At 65.1% G+C, this 16,281-nt stretch carries 18 protein-coding genes; 11 read left to right on the top strand and 7 right to left on the bottom strand.

Annotation, left to right across the window (positions count from 1 at the left end; genetic code table 11):
* The 3 genes from ETQ85_RS26135 to lgt form a co-directional block, all read left to right on the top strand.
* Nucleotides 1-491 (top strand): DUF1186 domain-containing protein (locus ETQ85_RS26135; RefSeq protein WP_187394607.1); only part of this gene is annotated, 491 nt, incomplete at its 5' end.
* Between the two features lie 79 nt (nucleotides 492-570).
* A complete protein-coding gene (locus ETQ85_RS07045; RefSeq protein ID WP_148578335.1) occupies nucleotides 571-1,269 on the top strand; it encodes a YceH family protein in 699 nt (232 codons plus the stop codon).
* A 20-nt stretch (nucleotides 1,270-1,289) separates the two neighbouring features.
* The gene (gene lgt, locus ETQ85_RS07040) at nucleotides 1,290-2,075 is read left to right on the top strand and encodes a prolipoprotein diacylglyceryl transferase (protein ID WP_148578334.1); all 786 of its coding nucleotides are present in this window, start codon (nucleotides 1,290-1,292) and stop codon (nucleotides 2,073-2,075) included.
* A gap of 48 nt (nucleotides 2,076-2,123) precedes the next feature.
* Here lgt and ETQ85_RS07035 read toward each other — a convergent pair whose 3' ends face one another.
* Nucleotides 2,124-2,444: an AzlD domain-containing protein gene (locus ETQ85_RS07035; protein ID WP_148578333.1), complete on the bottom strand. Its 321-nt coding sequence runs from the start codon at nucleotides 2,442-2,444 to the stop codon at nucleotides 2,124-2,126.
* The gene (locus tag ETQ85_RS07030) at nucleotides 2,441-3,139 is read right to left on the bottom strand and encodes an AzlC family ABC transporter permease (RefSeq protein ID WP_148578332.1); all 699 of its coding nucleotides are present in this window, start codon (nucleotides 3,137-3,139) and stop codon (nucleotides 2,441-2,443) included. Before ETQ85_RS07030 ends, ETQ85_RS07035 begins: the two co-directional genes overlap by 4 nt.
* Nucleotides 3,140-3,282: 143 nt before the next feature.
* Between ETQ85_RS07030 and ETQ85_RS07025 the strand changes: the two genes are divergently transcribed.
* The 5 genes from ETQ85_RS07025 (at nucleotide 3,283) to ETQ85_RS07005 (ending at nucleotide 7,511) form a co-directional block, all read left to right on the top strand.
* Entirely contained in the window at nucleotides 3,283-3,498 is a 216-nt protein-coding gene (locus tag ETQ85_RS07025; RefSeq protein WP_148578331.1) for a VF530 family protein, read from the top strand.
* Between the two features lie 102 nt (nucleotides 3,499-3,600).
* A complete protein-coding gene (locus ETQ85_RS07020; protein WP_187394606.1) occupies nucleotides 3,601-4,395 on the top strand; it encodes a substrate-binding periplasmic protein in 795 nt (264 codons plus the stop codon).
* Nucleotides 4,392-5,882 (top strand): diguanylate cyclase domain-containing protein, encoded by a 1,491-nt coding sequence (locus ETQ85_RS26585; RefSeq protein ID WP_222862088.1) that lies wholly within the window; start codon nucleotides 4,392-4,394, stop codon nucleotides 5,880-5,882. The genes ETQ85_RS07020 and ETQ85_RS26585 overlap by 4 nt, the downstream gene beginning before the upstream one ends.
* A gap of 4 nt (nucleotides 5,883-5,886) precedes the next feature.
* Nucleotides 5,887-6,531, top strand: coding sequence for a trimeric intracellular cation channel family protein (locus tag ETQ85_RS07010; RefSeq protein ID WP_187394605.1), 645 nt, complete (start codon nucleotides 5,887-5,889; stop codon nucleotides 6,529-6,531).
* A gap of 245 nt (nucleotides 6,532-6,776) precedes the next feature.
* A complete protein-coding gene (locus tag ETQ85_RS07005; protein ID WP_148578328.1) occupies nucleotides 6,777-7,511 on the top strand; it encodes a PEP-CTERM sorting domain-containing protein in 735 nt (244 codons plus the stop codon).
* A gap of 73 nt (nucleotides 7,512-7,584) precedes the next feature.
* Here ETQ85_RS07005 and scpB read toward each other — a convergent pair whose 3' ends face one another.
* Both scpB and ETQ85_RS06995 read right to left on the bottom strand, forming a co-directional pair.
* Nucleotides 7,585-8,358: a methylmalonyl-CoA decarboxylase gene (gene scpB / locus ETQ85_RS07000; protein ID WP_148578327.1), complete on the bottom strand. Its 774-nt coding sequence runs from the start codon at nucleotides 8,356-8,358 to the stop codon at nucleotides 7,585-7,587.
* A 100-nt stretch (nucleotides 8,359-8,458) separates the two neighbouring features.
* A complete protein-coding gene (locus ETQ85_RS06995) occupies nucleotides 8,459-9,355 on the bottom strand; it encodes a DMT family transporter (protein ID WP_148578382.1) in 897 nt (298 codons plus the stop codon).
* 100 nt (nucleotides 9,356-9,455) lie between these two features.
* On the opposite strand from ETQ85_RS06995, the gene ETQ85_RS06990 reads away from it, so the two are divergent.
* Nucleotides 9,456-10,403 carry a LysR family transcriptional regulator gene (locus ETQ85_RS06990; RefSeq protein WP_148578326.1) on the top strand — a complete coding sequence of 316 codons (948 nt, stop codon included), beginning with the start codon at nucleotides 9,456-9,458 and terminating at the stop codon, nucleotides 10,401-10,403.
* A gap of 133 nt (nucleotides 10,404-10,536) precedes the next feature.
* The gene (locus tag ETQ85_RS06985; protein ID WP_187394604.1) at nucleotides 10,537-10,998 is read left to right on the top strand and encodes a CZB domain-containing protein; all 462 of its coding nucleotides are present in this window, start codon (nucleotides 10,537-10,539) and stop codon (nucleotides 10,996-10,998) included.
* A 72-nt stretch (nucleotides 10,999-11,070) separates the two neighbouring features.
* On the opposite strand, the gene ETQ85_RS06980 is transcribed toward ETQ85_RS06985, so the two are convergent.
* The 3 genes from ETQ85_RS06980 to ETQ85_RS06970 form a co-directional block, all read right to left on the bottom strand.
* Nucleotides 11,071-11,550, bottom strand: coding sequence for a copper chaperone PCu(A)C (locus tag ETQ85_RS06980; protein WP_342781947.1), 480 nt, complete (start codon nucleotides 11,548-11,550; stop codon nucleotides 11,071-11,073).
* Between the two features lie 104 nt (nucleotides 11,551-11,654).
* Nucleotides 11,655-12,395 (bottom strand): response regulator transcription factor, encoded by a 741-nt coding sequence (locus tag ETQ85_RS06975; protein ID WP_246128659.1) that lies wholly within the window; start codon nucleotides 12,393-12,395, stop codon nucleotides 11,655-11,657.
* Nucleotides 12,392-14,413, bottom strand: coding sequence for a PAS-domain containing protein (locus ETQ85_RS06970; protein ID WP_148578324.1), 2,022 nt, complete (start codon nucleotides 14,411-14,413; stop codon nucleotides 12,392-12,394). The genes ETQ85_RS06975 and ETQ85_RS06970 overlap by 4 nt, the downstream gene beginning before the upstream one ends.
* Before the next feature lie 216 nt (nucleotides 14,414-14,629).
* Here ETQ85_RS06970 and ETQ85_RS06965 point away from each other — a divergent pair, with 216 nt between their 5' ends.
* A complete protein-coding gene (locus tag ETQ85_RS06965; protein WP_148578323.1) occupies nucleotides 14,630-16,270 on the top strand; it encodes an acyl-CoA synthetase in 1,641 nt (546 codons plus the stop codon).
* Nucleotides 16,271-16,281: the final 11 nt, after the last annotated feature.

Here is a 16,281-nt window from a genome sequence, read left to right as displayed (position 1 = left end):
TCGCCGCCATCGAAGGCCGCGCCGCGCGCGCGCCGGTGATCGACTTCCTGGCCGACTTTGGCACCCGCGAAGCCCAGGCCCTGCAGGACGACCCCGACAGCGGCGCCGACTTCCAGCTCATCGACCAGATCGTCAGCCACCTGGCCGACCTGGGCGCCGCCGAGCAACTGCCCCTGATGGCCGAATGGTTCACCGCCGGCCTCATCGACACCAGCTATGTCGACCCGCAGGACGTGCTCGCCGACGCCCAGCGCAAGCCCGCCGAATGCCTCGCCGCCCTGCGCGCCGCCGGCCACGGCCTCATCGACGAACTGCTACCCGAGATCGCCGCCTGGCCGGACATCCACCACATGCCGCCGGTATCGCTGCCGCCGATTCCCCTCGGCGCCATCCGCGACCCCATCGTCCGCGACGGCGACAAGGTCGGCCGCAACGACCTGTGCCCCTGTGGCAGCGGCCGCAAGTACAAGAAGTGCCACGGCGCCAACTAGCCGACTCCGCTTCATCGCCATCGGGCCGACGCAATGCGTCGGCTATCATTGCGCCCTCGTCTGTTTCCGGAAACACACCATGACCGACACCACGCCCGAAGTCCCTGCCACTGCCACTGAAGCCAGCACCGGTTTCGACCTGGACGACTTCGAGGTGCGCGTCCTCGCGGTGCTCATCGAGAAATCCTTCGTCACCCCCGACACCTACCCCCTGTCGGTCAATGCCCTGCTCACCGGCTGCAACCAGCTCACCGGACGCGAGCCGGTCATGAGTCTGTCCGAGTCCACCGTGCTTGGCACGCTGCAGCGCCTCGCCGAACGTGGCCTCGTCACCCAGCGTCACCAGGCCAACGCCCGCGTCTCCAAGTGGGAACACCAGATCCGCCTGCGCCACTCCCTCACCCCGCCGATGCAGGCCGTGCTCACCATCCTCATGCTGCGCGGCGCCCAGACGGTCGGCGAGATCCGTGCCCGCTGCGAGCGCATGCACGCCTTCGCCTCGCCGGCTGACGTGGAAGACGTGCTCGAGCGCCTCGGCGACAAGGGCATGGCCATCCAGTTGCCCAAGGCCCCCGGCACCAAGGAAGCCCGCTACACCCATCTGATGAGTGGTGAAGCCGCTGCCGCCCAGCACCAGCACGCCTTCGACACCAGCTCGGAAGGTGGCGCACCGCGCGGCAGCCGGGTCAGCGAACTCGAAGAAGAAGTCCGCCGTCTGCGCCAGCAGGTCGAATGGCTGACCAGCGAGTTCGAAGCCTTCCGCAACGAGTTCAAGTAACCCGCTTCAGGTAGCACAGCATGTTCGTTCACCCCCAGTTCGACCCCATCGCCCTCTCCATCGGCCCGCTGGCCGTGCGCTGGTACGGCCTCATGTACCTCACCGCCTTCATCCTCTTCGTGGTGCTCGGCCGGGTGCACGCCCGCCGTCGCCCCGACCAGGGCTGGAACGCGCAGCAAATCGACGACCTGCTGTTCTACGGGGTTTTGGGGGTGATCCTTGGCGGACGCCTCGGTTACGTGCTGTTCTACAAGCCGGCTTACTACCTGGCCCACCCGGCCGAAATCCTCGCCGTGTGGCAGGGCGGCATGGCCTTTCACGGGGGCTTCCTCGGGGTGCTCGTGGCCATGTGGCTGTTCGGCCGCAAGACCCAGCGGCCGTGGCTGGCCGTCACCGACTTCATCGCCCCGCTGGTGCCCCTGGGCCTGGCTGCCGGGCGGCTCGGCAACTTCATCAACGGCGAACTCGTCGGCCGCGTGACCGATGTGCCGTGGGCGATGATCTTTCCGCAGGTGGACACGCTGCCGCGCCACCCGTCCCAGCTCTACCAGTTCGCCCTCGAAGGCGTCAGCCTGTTCTTCGTGCTGTGGTGGTTCGCCAGCAAGCCGCGGCCGCGCGGGCTGATTTCGGCGGTCTTCCTGATCGGCTACGGCCTATTCCGCTCCATCGCCGAATTCGGCCGCGAGCCCGACGACTTTCTCGGCCTGCTCACCTTCGGCCTGTCGATGGGCCAGTGGCTGAGCCTGCCGATGATCCTCACCGGCATCGGCATGGCCGTATGGGCGGTAAAACGCAACAACAACTGACACCCCTGTGGGTCGGACTTCAGTCCGACTCGACCGGCTGAACCCGACCTACAGGAAGTGGCGCAGCCCCAGCAGCACGCCCATCCCGACGATGAACGGCAGCCACGGATTACGTGACACCTGCGTCGCCAGCACCGCAGCAAACGCTGCCGCCAGCTTGGGGTTGAGCACCTCCACCACGCCGCCCACCAGCACCACATCAGGCACCACAATGGCGGCCAGCGCCGCTGCCGGTGCATAGCGCAGCGCCTTCTGCAGCCCTTCCGGCAGGCTGGCCCGCTCACCCAAGATGATGAAACTGCCTCGCGGCAGGGTCGTGGCCAAGCCAATCAGGATGAAGACGATCCACAGGGTCCAGTCGTAAGTCATCGCGCCGCCCCCTGCCAGCGCTCCGCAGCGAAACCGGCCGCAATGCCACCGATGATTGCCACGATCACCCCCAGGCGCAACGGCATCCCGCGCAGCAGCACCGCCAGCGTGCCGCCGGTAAGCGCCGCCAGCAGCATCGGACGCAGCCGGGCCATCGGCACCAGCAGCACGATCAGCGCGATGGTCGCCATGAACTCCAGCGACCAGCTCTTCGGAATCGAGCCCGCCGCCATCACCCCGCAAAAGGCAAAGACCTGCCACAACAGCCACGACCACAGCGACGGCGCCAGGTAATAGCCCAGCCGCCAGCGCGGGTCCTCATGGGAGAGCATCTTTTCAAGGCAGGTGGCGAACACCCCGTCGGTCAGCAGATGTCCCGCCAGCCAGCGCTCCGCCCGCGGCACCCCGTGGAAGCCCCGCGCCAGCGCCGCGCTGAAGATGATGAAACGCAGGTTGAGGACGAAGGCCGTCACCACGATCAGCCACACCGGCGAACCGGCGGCGATCAGCGGCAAAGTGCCGAGCTGCGCCGTACCGGCAAACACAATGACGTTCATGCCCATCGCCTGCAGCGGGGTAAAGCCCACGCCGCCCATGGTCATGCCGGTCACCAGCGCCCACGGGATCAGCCCTACCGACAGCGGCAGGAAAACCCGGAATCCTTCCCGCGCCCCTTCCCGGAAACTCGGGGACATGCGTGATCCTTTGAGATTGAAGCCGCCGAACTTAGCACGCTGCGCCCGAAACGACTGCATTGATAAATTGATTCGGGCGGGACTCTTGGCAGCACGCCCGAAGTGGGTCAAAGTTCTCAATCAAGGACAAGGAAACCCGCCTCATGACATCGCAGCCAAACAACCCCCTGCACGGCCTCACCCTCGAACAAATACTGACCGAACTGGTCGATCGCTACGGCTGGGAAAGCCTCGGTGCGGTCATCAACATCAACTGCTTCAATCATGAACCCAGCATGAAATCGAGCCTCAAGTTTCTGCGCCGCACACCGTGGGCAAGGGAGGAAGTGGAAGCTCTCTACCTGCGTGGTCGACGCTGAGCCTCCGCGCGGAAATCGCTGCAGTTGTCTGCCACTCTGCCGTAAATGGTAAATACTGCAAATTCGCAGCAACCTGAAAGCCGCCAGGAACCCCCATTGAGGATGACCCGTCTGCCGCAGCGACGACTGATTGCATCGGCACTGGCCCTGCTGGTGTCCGCGGCAGGCCATGCGGGCGAACTGCCGGATTGCTCGCGCCCCCTGAGCCTGGCCCTGCACGAACACGGGCTCCTTTATTCACGCCAGTCTGGCGAAGGTATCGACCGGGACATTGCCGACGAACTGATCCGCCGTAGCGGCTGCACGATTAACGTAACGGTCCTGCCCAGGGCGCGGATCTGGCAACTGATCGAATCGGGCGGGCTGGATTTCAGCCTGTCCGGCATCACCAGTGAAAGTCGTGAGCGCTTCGCCGCCTTCGCCTGGTATTTCTCCAACAAGTACTACCTCCTGGTACGCCGGGATGCCGGTGTGCAGCGCGTCGGCGACTTCACCAAGAACCCCGACCTGCGCCTCGGCGCCATTCGCAGCTTTCGCTACAGCCCGACGGCCAATCGCCTAGTGGACAGTCTCGACGCCGAGCAGCGGGTGAGCTTCGCCTCCAGCCTGACGCCACTGTACGAAATCCTGCTCGCCAATCAGGTGCAGGGCATGATCATCGAGCCCTTCGACTACCCGGCCCTGGAAAGCAGCCACATCCGTACCCAGACCACCATCCTGGAGTTCGACGACCCGCCGGTGCCCCACGGACTGATCATGTCAAAGCGCAGCCTGCCGCCGCGGGAACAGGCAAAGTGGCGAGCCCTGGTGGACGACATGCGCGCCGACGGCAGCATCGAGCGAATTTTTGAAAAATACTTCAAACCCGAGCTGGCCCGGGCCATGACGCGATTTTGACGCTGCCACCCAAACTGAAGGCTCTCCTTCTCCCCTTGTGCGTAGGGCTGCTATCCCTCGCCCTGACCGGGTGGTTGTGGCACCACGAGCAACAAACCCTCGACACCAACCTGCGTGCCAATTTCGACTTCAGCGTACGCCAGACCACCAGCCGCATCGAACAGCGACTCGCCGCCTACGAACAGATGTTGCGTGGTGCCCGCGGGCTGTTCAACGCGTCCAGCAACGTGACCCATGCCGATTTCCAGCGCTACGTGGACGCACTGACCGACGGCGGCGACTTTGCCGGCCTGCAGATCATGGTATTCAGCGCACGCCAGGCCGGCAATCCGATGACCGCCCCCATCACCTACGTGGCTCCGAGCACACCTCTGAACCGCAAGGCCCTCAGCCAGAACCTTTACGCCGAACCGGTGCGCCGCGCCGCCATGCTGCAGGCGCGAGACTCCGGCACCATCGCCATCACGCCGAAGGTCCGGCTCCTGATGGACGACGCCCAAACCTTGCCGGGCTTCGCCATGTTTCTGGCGATCTACACCCACAACCACCCCGTGAACAGCCTGGCGGCGCGGCAGGCCAGCCTGTACGGCTGGGTGCACGTGGCCTTCCGGCTCCACGACCTGATGGCCAGCCTGTACGGTGAAGGCACCCCCGGCATTGCCCTGCGCATCTACGACGGCGTGCGCACCGATCCGGAGGGCCTGATGTTCGACTCCCACCCGAACACCGACAAAATCACACCGGTTCATTTCGAGGCCCTCGAATACATCAGCTTCCCCCAGCACAGCTGGACCTTGCAGATCCTCAGCACGCCCGAGTTCGAACAGCGCTACAGCCACGACTCGGCGCATATCATCGCCATCGCCGGCAGTGGCGTGAGCCTGCTGCTGGCCGTCCTCACCTGGCAGCTCGCCACCGGGCGGGCCCGTGCCTTTGCCCGCGCCCAGGCGATGACCCGCGAGTTGCGGGAGAGCGAGGAGCGCATGCGCCACATGGCCCAGCACGACCCCCTGACGCACCTGCCCAACCGTGCCCTGTTCTCCGACCGGCTGCAGGCGGCGCTCGCCCGGGCTCGCCGCGACAGCGCCGGAGCCGGCCTGATGTTCGTGGATCTCGACCATTTCAAGCCGGTCAATGACGCCTATGGCCATGCCGTGGGCGATCACCTGCTGGTCGCCGCCACCAAGCGCATGCGCGACTGCCTGCGCGAATCCGACACCCTGGCCCGGGTCGGCGGCGACGAGTTCGTGGTGCTGCTCCCGCACATCGACACCCGCGACGATGCCCGACTGGTCGCCGAGCGCATCCGCACCTCGCTCGCCCTGCCCTTCCTCATCGACAACCACGCCCTGGCCATCTCCGCCTCGATCGGCATCGGCATCTTCCCCGAGCACGGCAGCGACGACGTGACCCTCATAAAAAGCGCCGACGACGCCATGTACCGGGCCAAGGATGCGGGGCGCGACCGCCTGGTCTTCGCCGATTGACCCCATGGCCGCCGAGTTCCAGGTACCCGTTTACTTCGACTATCTCGCCACCTTCAGCTGGGCTCTGTCCGGCGCCATCGTGGCGCTGCGCAAGCGCTGCGACATCGTCGGCGTGTTCGTCCTGGCGCTCCTCACCTCGGTGGGCGGCAGCATCCTGCGCGACGGCATCTTCCTGCAACGCACCCCGCCGGTGCTGACCGACCCGGTGTATCTGCCGCTGATCACCCTCGCCACGCTGCTCATCGCCCTGCTTCACCAGCACATCATTCACCTGCAGGTGGTGGACAAGCTGGTCAGCACCATCGACGCCATCGGTACGCCGGCCTTTGCAGTAGTCGGCATGCAACTCGCCCTCGACGCCGGCATTCCGCTCCCCGGAGTGATACTGGTGGGTGCCGTGAGCAGCGTCGGCGGCGGCGTGCTGCGCGACGTGATCGTCCGCGAGATCCCCTTCATCCTGCAGGCCGGCCAGTTTTTCGCGCTGGTGGTGCTCCTCGCCTGCATCGTTTTCCTGGTGCTCACCCTCGCACTGCAGGTCGCCACCGTCCACGCCGCCTGGGCCACCATCGGCCTGTTCTTCGTGGTGCGTACCCTGACCATCCGCTACAACTGGCAAACCCGGCCGCTGTTGCGCGACGAAGACCACTGAAGCACGCCTCTTTTGCGGACAAGCGTTGCCGGGTTCGCATCCGGCACCCCGCAACGGGCATCACGCAGGCCTGGCGTGATTTAGTGCACGTCGGTTTTTTTTACAAAAAGACAAACTTCGCGGCCAGAAGAAAACGCTGGTTTTTAATAAAACCAGTACTATCAATAGCTTTCATTAAATACACAAAAACTGGTATTGAATTTGCTATAGTCGTTAATACCAACTTTAACGTCAAATTCGACATCATGAAAAAACTGATTCTTGCCGCTACCCTGTCCCTGCTCAGCGCCACCTCCGCCATGGCCAGCAACATTCTGGTATCGCAACAACCCTGGGGCGAGGATCGGGATGTCAGCAACATGACCAGCGTTTTCGGTGCCGGCAATTTCACCACTTACGGCAGCTATGCCAGCGCCACCGTCGGCTCCATTTTCAACGCATCGAACCGCTTCGTCATGCTTGAAGGAGGCGCAAGCACCGACAGCCCCCTGGCCAGCTACCTCGGCCTCAATACCAGCGCCATCATGAGCTGGGTTACCAGCGGTGGCGCCCTGCTGATCCAGTCGGCTGGCTGGAATACCGGCATCCACTTCGGCGCAGGCACCCTGACCTATCCGGATGGCAGTGGCTGCGGCACCCTGACGGCGGCTGGCGAGCTGGCTTTCACGACGACGGCGAGCAACCAGTGCGGCAGCTCCATCGCCCACGACACGGTCTCCGGGGCCGGCCTGACGTCTTTCATGAACAGTGACGACAGCCTCCTGCCGATCGTTGCCGGCCTCGAAGTGGGCGCCGGCTACATCATGTACAGCGGCCTGACCACCTCCCAATTTCACTTCAGTGGCGCCAGTCTGGTGAATGACGTCATCGCCTTCACCGCCGCCCAGGGTCAGGCAGGGACGGTTCCGGAACCGGCCAGCATGGCCCTGCTCGGCCTGGGCCTGGCCGGCATGGCTGCGGTGCGCCGTCGCAAGGCCTGATCGTTCTGACAGGAAAGGGGCCTTGCAGCCCCTTCTGCAGCTTATCCGGCCGGGTGCCGGATAAGCTGCCAGGCTACTCCCCCTTGAACACCGGCTTCCTCTTCTCCTTGAAGGCCCGGATGCCCTCGGCGTAATCGGCGCTGTTGTACACCACCCGGCGCAGGCCCTGGATGCGCTCGAAGTCTTCCGGCGACATGGTGTGGGCGCCGGCCAGGATGCGCAGTTGCTCCTTCATCACCGAAATGGACAAAGGCGCGTTGGCGGCGATGCGGCGGGCCATGGCGTAGGTGTGCTCCTCCAGCTCGGCCTTGTCCACCACCTGGTTGATGATGCCGAGACTGCACAGGCGCTCGGCCGGAATCGGATCGGCGGTGAACAGCATTTCCTTGCCGATGCGCAGGTTGGCCGCATTGAGGAAGGTCAGCAGACCGCCGACGTTGTAGGGCACATTGAGCTTGGCCGGCGTGGCGGCGAAGGTGGCGTCGGTCGCCGCCAGGATGAGGTCGCAGGCAAACACCGTTTCGCAGGCGCCGCCCCACACGCTGCCTTCGATCATGGCGATGACCGGTGCCGAAAAGGTCTCGATCTCGCGGACCAGCTTGCGCAGCGGGTCGCGCCAGGCCAGGGGGTCGAGGCCGGCGGCAGGCAGTTCATCGATGTCGTGCCCGGCCGACCACACCTTGCTGCCCGGTTTGGCCCGGAAAACCACGCAGCGCACGCCCGCGGCGGTGAAGGAGGCCAGCGCCGCCACAAAGGCCTGGACCATCTCTTCGCAGAGGGCATTGCGCCGGCTCTCGCGATCGAGGGTGATGGTGCCGATGGAATCGGCGATGTCGATGATCAGCATGAAGGGCTTTCCTGAAAAAGGCGGCAGGGTGAATTATCCGGCCCTGCGCCTCATTCGTCTCGACTCACACCCTGCCCCGCGGGTGCCAACCGCTGTTTTCTTAGCCCCGCTTACCCACCAGCACCACCCCCGCCACCACCAGCGAGCCCCCCAGAAGCTGGAACAGGCCCAGCGGCTCGGCCAGGATCAGCCAGCCGAGGAAGAGCGTCACCACCGGGCCGAGGGTACCGATCAGCGACACCGGCCCGGCGCCCAGGCGGCGCATGGCTTCCGACACCAGCCACACTGGCAGCACTGTCGAAAAAATCGCCATCGCCGCCGCCAGCAGCAGCACCGGCGCCGGCTGGACGAGCATGCCGAGCGGCCGTGTGGCAACAAACTGGATCAGGCACAACAGGCAGGCCGCGGTACTGGCCCAGGCAGTCACCCGTGCCGCGCCCAGGCGGCCGACCGCCTGACCGTTGCCCATCAGGTACAGGGCATAGGACACCGCGCTGGCAAACACCAGACTGCCGCCAATCCACACGTCACGGGCGGTGCCGGCGATGGTCAGGTCGTGGGCCAGCGCCAGCGCGATGCCGGCATAGCACAACACGATGCAGCCCACTGCCCGGCGGGTGATCCGCTTGCCCAGGAAGATCGCCGAGAACACCACCACCAGGGTCGGGTAGGCGAACAGGATCAGGCGCTCCAGCCCGGCCGAGATGTATTGCAGCCCCAGAAAGTCCAGATAACTGGCCAGGTAGTAGCCGGAAAAGCCCAGCGCCAGCATCAGGCCCAGGTCACGCCCGGTGAGGGGCAGCGGCTGGCGGCGGCGGGAATCCAGCCAGCCGAGGGCGATGAAGAACGGCAGCGCCATGCCCATGCGCAGGGCCAGCAGGGTCACTGCATCGACGCCATACGGATAGGCCAGCTTGATCAGGATGGCCTTGAAGGAGAAGCCCACCGCGCCGAGAACGGCGAAGAGGAGCCCGAGACGGTTGCCAGGGTGGTTCATGAGCGGTGCGGCCGGAATGCTTCGGAGCGCCATTAGGCCACCGGATCGGCGTACGGGGAATTGGTAAGATCCGAGGTGAGCCTTCGCCGGAGACGAAACCTTGCAATACGACCTGACCGATCTGCGCCTCTTTGCCGCGATTGCCGAAGAAGCCAACCTGACCCGCGGCGCCGCCCGCGCGCATCTCGCCGCATCCTCGGCCAGCCACCGCCTGGCCAAGCTGGAGGAGAGCCTCGGCGTGGCGCTTTTCGAGCGCCATGCGCGCGGCCTGCGCCCTACCCGCGCCGGCGAAGCGCTGCTCGGCCACGCCCGCCAGGTTTTCGCGCAGCTCGAACAGATGCACGCCGATCTGTCACCCTTCGCCCGCGGCGTGCGGGCCCAGGTCAGCCTGTACGCCAACACCAACGCCATCAACTGCTTCCTGCCCGACGACCTCGGTGAGTTTCTGCGCGCGGCGCCCCACATCCGGGTCACGATGAAGGAAATGACCAGCCCGGAAATCCTGCGCTGCGTGACCAGCGGCGAAGCCGAGATCGGCGTGGTGGCGGGTACGGTGCCGGCGGACGCGCTGATCGCCCACCCTTACCGCCGCGACCGCATCGTGCTGGTCACACCGCCCTGCCACCCGATGTCGGCGCGGGCCCGGGTGCGCATCAGCGAGGTACTCGACCAGCCCTTTGTGATGCTGCACGCCGGCAGCGCCTTTCACACCGGGCTGATGAACTACGTGGCCGAAACCGGCGGCCGGCTCGATGTGCGCATCGAGGTGCGCAGCTTCGAGGCCGTGCTGCGGATGGCCGGCGCCGGGGTCGGGCTGGGCCTGGTGCCCCGCTCGGCGGCAGAACGTTTCGGCCGCCAGCGCCCCTTCGCCATCGTCGATGTGGATGAGCCCTGGGCCAGCCGCGACCTGAGCATCGTGGTACGCCGGAACGCCAGCCTTTCAGCCCATGCCCAGTCTCTGGTGGATGCCCTGCTGGCCAGCCAACCGGACCACATGCCAGACGCCAAACGCAGGGAGGAGAAAAATTGCAAGCATTCGCCATATTGAAATCAAATATCGGTTACCCTCACCCCCTCATGCAACCAGTACACGGACGGCCGCAGTACCGGCCCCCTGTTCCGCGAGGTAGCGGTCAATGGATTTCCTGAAATGGCTCCGCCGAGCATCCGCGGAAAGCCCGGTGCCCTTTGTGGGTGCCGATGAAGAAAACACGACGATTCTCCCCGGGCGCGCTGCCAAGGCCATCGATCTGGATGCCATCGAGGCCATCGAAGCCCACATGCGCTGGAAGGCCCGGCTGGAATCCCGACTTTTCAGCGATCAGCAGGATGTCATCCAGGCCGACAACATCTTTCGCGACAACCGCAGCACTCTTGGCCGCTGGCTCTACGGCCGCGGCAGCGAACGCTTCGGCACCCTCGAAACCTTTGCCGACCTGCGCCGCTACAACGCCGAATTCCACCGCCATGCAGGTCAGGCAGTCATGGCCTTCAATGCGGGGCGAAAGGAAGAAGCCATCCGCATCGTCACCGTTGGCGAATACGTGCGGGCCTCGTCACGCATCCGCCAGACCCTCGTCCGCCTCTTTGCCGAGGTGGAAGAACGGGACCGGCAAGCAGACGACCGGCTTCGCCTCGCCTAGGCCGGCAATCCAGTCCACTCGATGATGATGAAATGACGATTCATGTGCTGCAGCACATGAATCGACAAACCCTTAATGGGTATGCTTGTGCTCCATGGCCGGCGCCATAGCAGCGGCAAGATCGCGCACCTCGGCCTTCACCTCGACCAATTCGACCTTCTTGTCCTTGCCTTCCACCTTCAGGGTGATCGGTACGATCTCGCCCTTGACCAGGGGCTTTTTCAGGTCGATCAGCATCACGTGGTAGCTCCCCGGCTTGAGCTCCACGAGCTTGCCGGCCTGCACGTCGAGGCGCGGCAGCGCGCGCATCTTCATCATGTTGTTGTCCATCACCATCTCGTGCAGTTCCACCACGCTGGCCGCCGGACTGGCCACCCCGACCAGCGTCACGCCGGCCTTGCTGGTGAGCTGCATGAAGGCACCGGTGGCCTTCTGGGCCGGCACCGTGCCGCGCACCCACGGCGCCGTCACTTCCAGGTCGACAGCCAGCGCGCTGCCGGCAAACAGGCCGGCGGCGAACGCCAGCCCTGCAATCTTGAACGTCAGGCTCACGGGAAACTCCTTTGATTGGACGACCCGGAGCTTAACGCGGACGGGTCGGAAGCGTTACCGGCAACAGCGACCTTGCGACCATTTGCCACACGCAGGGTAGCCCTTCAGGACCACAGAACCGTCGCCGCCAGCAGGTAGCCGGCACCGTACACCGTCTTGATCAGTTTGGCGTGCTGCGGGTCCTCCTCGAAGCGCCGGCGCAAGCGCGAGATGCGCAGATCGATGCTGCGGTCGAGCGCCGACACGTCGCGCCCGCCAAGAAGCTGCTCGCGGGTGAGGATATGGTTGGGATGCGCCAGCAGCACCGACAGCAACTGGGCCTCGGCGGTGCTCAGGGTTTCCGGCTGGCCACCGGGGCTGGTCAGCGTGTTGCTGCCGGGCTCGAAGCGCCAGCCGGCAAACTCAGCCACCCGCAAGCGCGGATCGGCCGGCATCTGTAGCGGCCCCGGGTAACGGCGCAGGATGCTGCGCGCCCGGGCAATAAGCTCGCGCGGCTCGAAGGGCTTGACCACGTAGTCGTCAGCCCCCAGCTCCAGGCCCATCACCCGGTCGTAGATATCGCTGCGCCCGGTAACCACGAGCAGGCCGCAGGTGTGCTTGCCGCGCAATTGCTGCAGCACCGCCATGCCGTCCATGTCGGGCAGGCCCAGATCGAGGACGACCAGATCCGGCACCTTGTGGCGCAGGCCGTGGAAGAAGGCTTCGGCAGTGCGGAAAAGCTCGGCGCGATAGCCGAATTTTTCGAGCGTGCCGGCAATGAGGCGGGCAATGTCTGCCTCGTCCTCGACCACGTAAATGAGTTCGGGCGTCCGGGAATGCACCATGATGATGCTAGGTTCGCTCATGCAGCGAATGGACGCAAGGCTGCCAGCAGCTTGTCACGCGAGAAAGGCTTGGCGAGCAACGGCAGATGCAGGTCGGCGTCGATGCTGGCGTGGGGCTGAAAATGCGATTCGGCGAAGCCGCTCATCAGCACAACCGGCAAATCCGGCCGGAAACGCCGAACGAAGCGGGCCAGCGCCCGACCGTCCATGGCTCCCGGCATCACCACGTCGGAGATCACCAGCGCAATGGCTGGAATGTTCTCGACCAGGTCGGCAGCCTCGGCCCCATTCTCGGCTTCGACCACCACACAGCCCAGTTCGGCCAGTTGCATGCGCACCACCGCGCGCACGTCGGCATCGTCCTCGGCGAGCAGCACCAGCTTGCCGGCCAGTTCGATGTCACTCGGCACAGCGGGCAGCATGTCGGGCTGCTCGGCTTCGGCCACGCTGGGCAACAGCAGCGCCACCGTGGTGCCCCGTGCCTGCCGGCTGCGGATGCGCACGCCACCGCCTGACTGCTTGGTGAAGCCATACACCATCGACATGCCCAGCCCGCTCCCCATGCCAAACTGCTTGGTGGTGAAGAAGGGCTCGAAAACCCGCGCCAGCGTGCTGCCGTCCATGCCCATGCCGTTGTCGCTGACGGCGATCTGCACGTAATCGCCGGGCGGCACCTCCAGGTCGGCCGCCGCATGAACCCCCAGATGCTCGAGCGATGATTCGATACGCAGCTCGCCCCCATTAGGCATCGCATCGCGGGCGTTAAGGGCCAGGTTGAGGAGCGCGTTTTCGAGCTGGTGGGCATCCACCATCGCCACCAGGCAGGGCTCGCGGCTGGCCGTGCTGACGGCGATGGTGCCCGGCAGGGAGCGGCGGATCAGCTTGGACATGCCGAGGATCAGCTCATTGACCTCCAGCGGCTTGGGTTCCAGCGGCTGCCGGCGGGCAAAGCCGAGCAGGCGGCGGATCAGTTCGGCGCCCCGGTTGGCGGCGTGCATGGCCGGCTCGACAAAGTTCTCGGTGAGCGGATCGTCCGGATGGTTTTCCTTGAGGGCCACCAGGTTGCCGATGACCACCGTCAGCATGTTGTTGAAGTCGTGGGCCAGGCCGCCGGTGAGCTGGCCGATGGCTTCCATCTTCTGGGCCTGGGCCAGCGCCGCCTGGGTGTGGCGCTGCTCGGTGACGTCCACCGAGTGCACGTAGCAGCCATGCACCTCGCCGTCCGGGCCAATGTCCGGCACCAGGGTGCTGCGGGCATGGGCCGGCGCACCGTCGCGGCCGGTGAGGGTGTATTCGTAGGACAACTGCTCGCCTGCCAGCGCCCGGGCCACATACGGCGAGACGATGGCAAAAACCTCCTGCCCGGTCACTTCACGGATCTGCGTGCCTTCGATTGCGGCAGCCGACCAGCCGAACCAGTCGGCGTAGCCCTTGTTGGCGTAGCGGTAGATCAGGCTCCGGTCGAAATAGGCCACCGCGGCGGGAATCGCATCGGTAATCTCGCGCAGGCGCTGCTCGCTGCGCCGCAGGGCCTCGGTGCGGGAACGGATGTGCGCTTCGAGTTCAGCCTGATGGTTGGCGATCTGCGCCTGCACCCGACGCTGTTCGGTGATATCGGTATAAACGGTGATGAAGCCATCGTGCGGCAAGGGAAAGCCGCGGATCGACAACACCTGCCCGTTGGGACGCACCCGCTCGGTGACGTGGGGCTGGAAACTCTTTGCCCGGGCCACCCGCTCGGCCACCTGCAGTGCCGGGTCGCCGGGACCGTAATCGCCCCGCTCGGCGTTGTAACGGATGAAATCCTCGAAGGACATGCCCTGCCGTGCCAGCGACTCCGGAAAATCCAGCAGACGCAGGAAGGCTCCGTTCCACGCCACCATGCGCAACTCGGCGTCGAAAACGGTGACCCCCTGATCGAGCAGATCGAGCCCCGCCCCGAGCATCTCCCGGTAGCGCCGATCGAAGGAGAGCGTGCCCTCCCCTGCTGCGTCGGCGCTGTCCGCCTGTGCCACGTCCTGTCCGTCCTGCCCGCTCATCGCCACTTCGCTGCCTCCTTTTTTCAGGGATTCTAGCCAGCCGCCGGCCTGCGTACGGGCTTCGACAAGATTCAGTACATTTTCACGAAAGTTCCGACAACTTTATTTGCGATTCTCCGCCCTGATCCCCGGTAGTCCGTCACGGACACCACAAAGGGGAAGGCCCCAGAGCCACCGCCTCATCAAGTAGTGGCGCAAAAACCAGGAGGAGAAGAAGTGTCGAAGACCCCTTACGATAAAGGGCTGGACAAGTGCGCGGCCAACCACGTGCCGCTGTCCCCGCTGTCCTTTCTTGAGCGCACCGCCCAGATCTACCCGACCCGCCCGTCGGTGATCCACGGCGCCCGCCGCTTCACCTGGAGCCAGACCTACGCGCGCTGTCGCCGCCTGGCCAGCGCCCTGTCCGCCCGCGGCATCGGCCGTGGCGACACCGTGGCGGTGATGCTGCCCAACGTGCCGGCGATGGTCGAAGCCCACTTCGGCGTGCCGATGACCGGCGCCGTGCTCAACACCCTCAACACCCGCCTCGACCCGGAAGCCATCGCCTTCATGCTCACCCACGGTGAGGCCAAGGTGCTGATCACCGACCCCGAATTCGCCGCCATCATCGCGCCGGCCCTCGAACTGCTCGAAGGCCCCAAGCCGCTGATCATCGACGTACTGGACGACGAATACCCGGGCAAGACCTGCCTCGGCGAGATCGAATACGAAAACTTCATCGCCAACGCCGACCCCTTCTACGCCTGGAAGCTGCCCGCCGACGAGTGGGACGCCATCGCGCTGAACTACACCTCCGGCACCACCGGCAACCCCAAGGGCGTGGTCTTCCACCATCGGGGCGCCTACCTCAATTCGGCATCGAACATCATCAGCTGGGGCATGCCGCAGCACGTGGTGTACCTCTGGACGCTGCCGCTGTTCCACTGCAACGGCTGGTGCTTTGCCTGGACCCTCGCCGCCAACGCCGGCGTCAACGTGTGCCTGCGCAAGGTGGACGTGGCCCTCATCTACGAACTGATCCGCGAGCACAAGGTAAGCCACTTCTGCGGCGCCCCGATCGTGCACGGCATGCTCATCAATGCTGCCGAAGGCCTGCGTGCCGGCATCAATCACAAGGTGGCAGCCCTCATCGCCGGTGCTGCGCCCCCGGCCGCGATCATCGAAGGCATGGAGCGCATCGGCTTCGACATCACCCATGTGTATGGCCTGACCGAAACCTATGGCCCGGCCTCCGTGTGTGCCAAGCACCCGGAATGGGACGAACTACCCATCGACAAGCGCGCCGAGCGCAACGGCCGCCAGGGCGTGCGCTACCACATGCAGGAAGCCATCACCGTCCTCGATCCGGAAACCATGGAGCCCGTCCCCGCCGATGGCGAAACCATGGGCGAGATCATGTTCCGCGGCAACCTGGTCATGAAGGGCTACCTGAAGAACGAAAAAGCCACCGAAGAAGCCTTCGCCGGCGGCTGGTTCCACACGGGCGATCTGGCCGTGCTGCACCCGGACGGCTACGTGAAGATCAAGGACCGTTCCAAGGACGTGATCATTTCCGGCGGCGAAAACATCTCCTCCCTCGAAGTGGAAGACGTGCTCTACCGCCACCCGGCCGTAATGACCGCCGCCGTGGTCGCCCGGCCCGACGAGAAGTGGGGCGAAGTACCGGCCGCCTACATTGAGGTGAAGGAAGACGCCAAGGTCACGGTGGACGACATCATCGCCCACTGCCGCGAGCACCTGGCCCGCTTCAAGGTACCCAAGCACGTGGAATTCTGCGTCCTGCCCAAGACGTCCACCGGAAAGATCCAGAAGTTCGTACTGCGCCAACAGGCCAAGTCCAGCTCGGCCATTGAATAAGACCACGGAGA

Source organism: Zoogloea oleivorans (assembly GCF_008107625.1).
GTDB lineage: Bacteria > Pseudomonadota > Gammaproteobacteria > Burkholderiales > Rhodocyclaceae > Zoogloea > Zoogloea oleivorans.
This window is presented reverse-complemented; position numbering and strand designations above follow the sequence as displayed.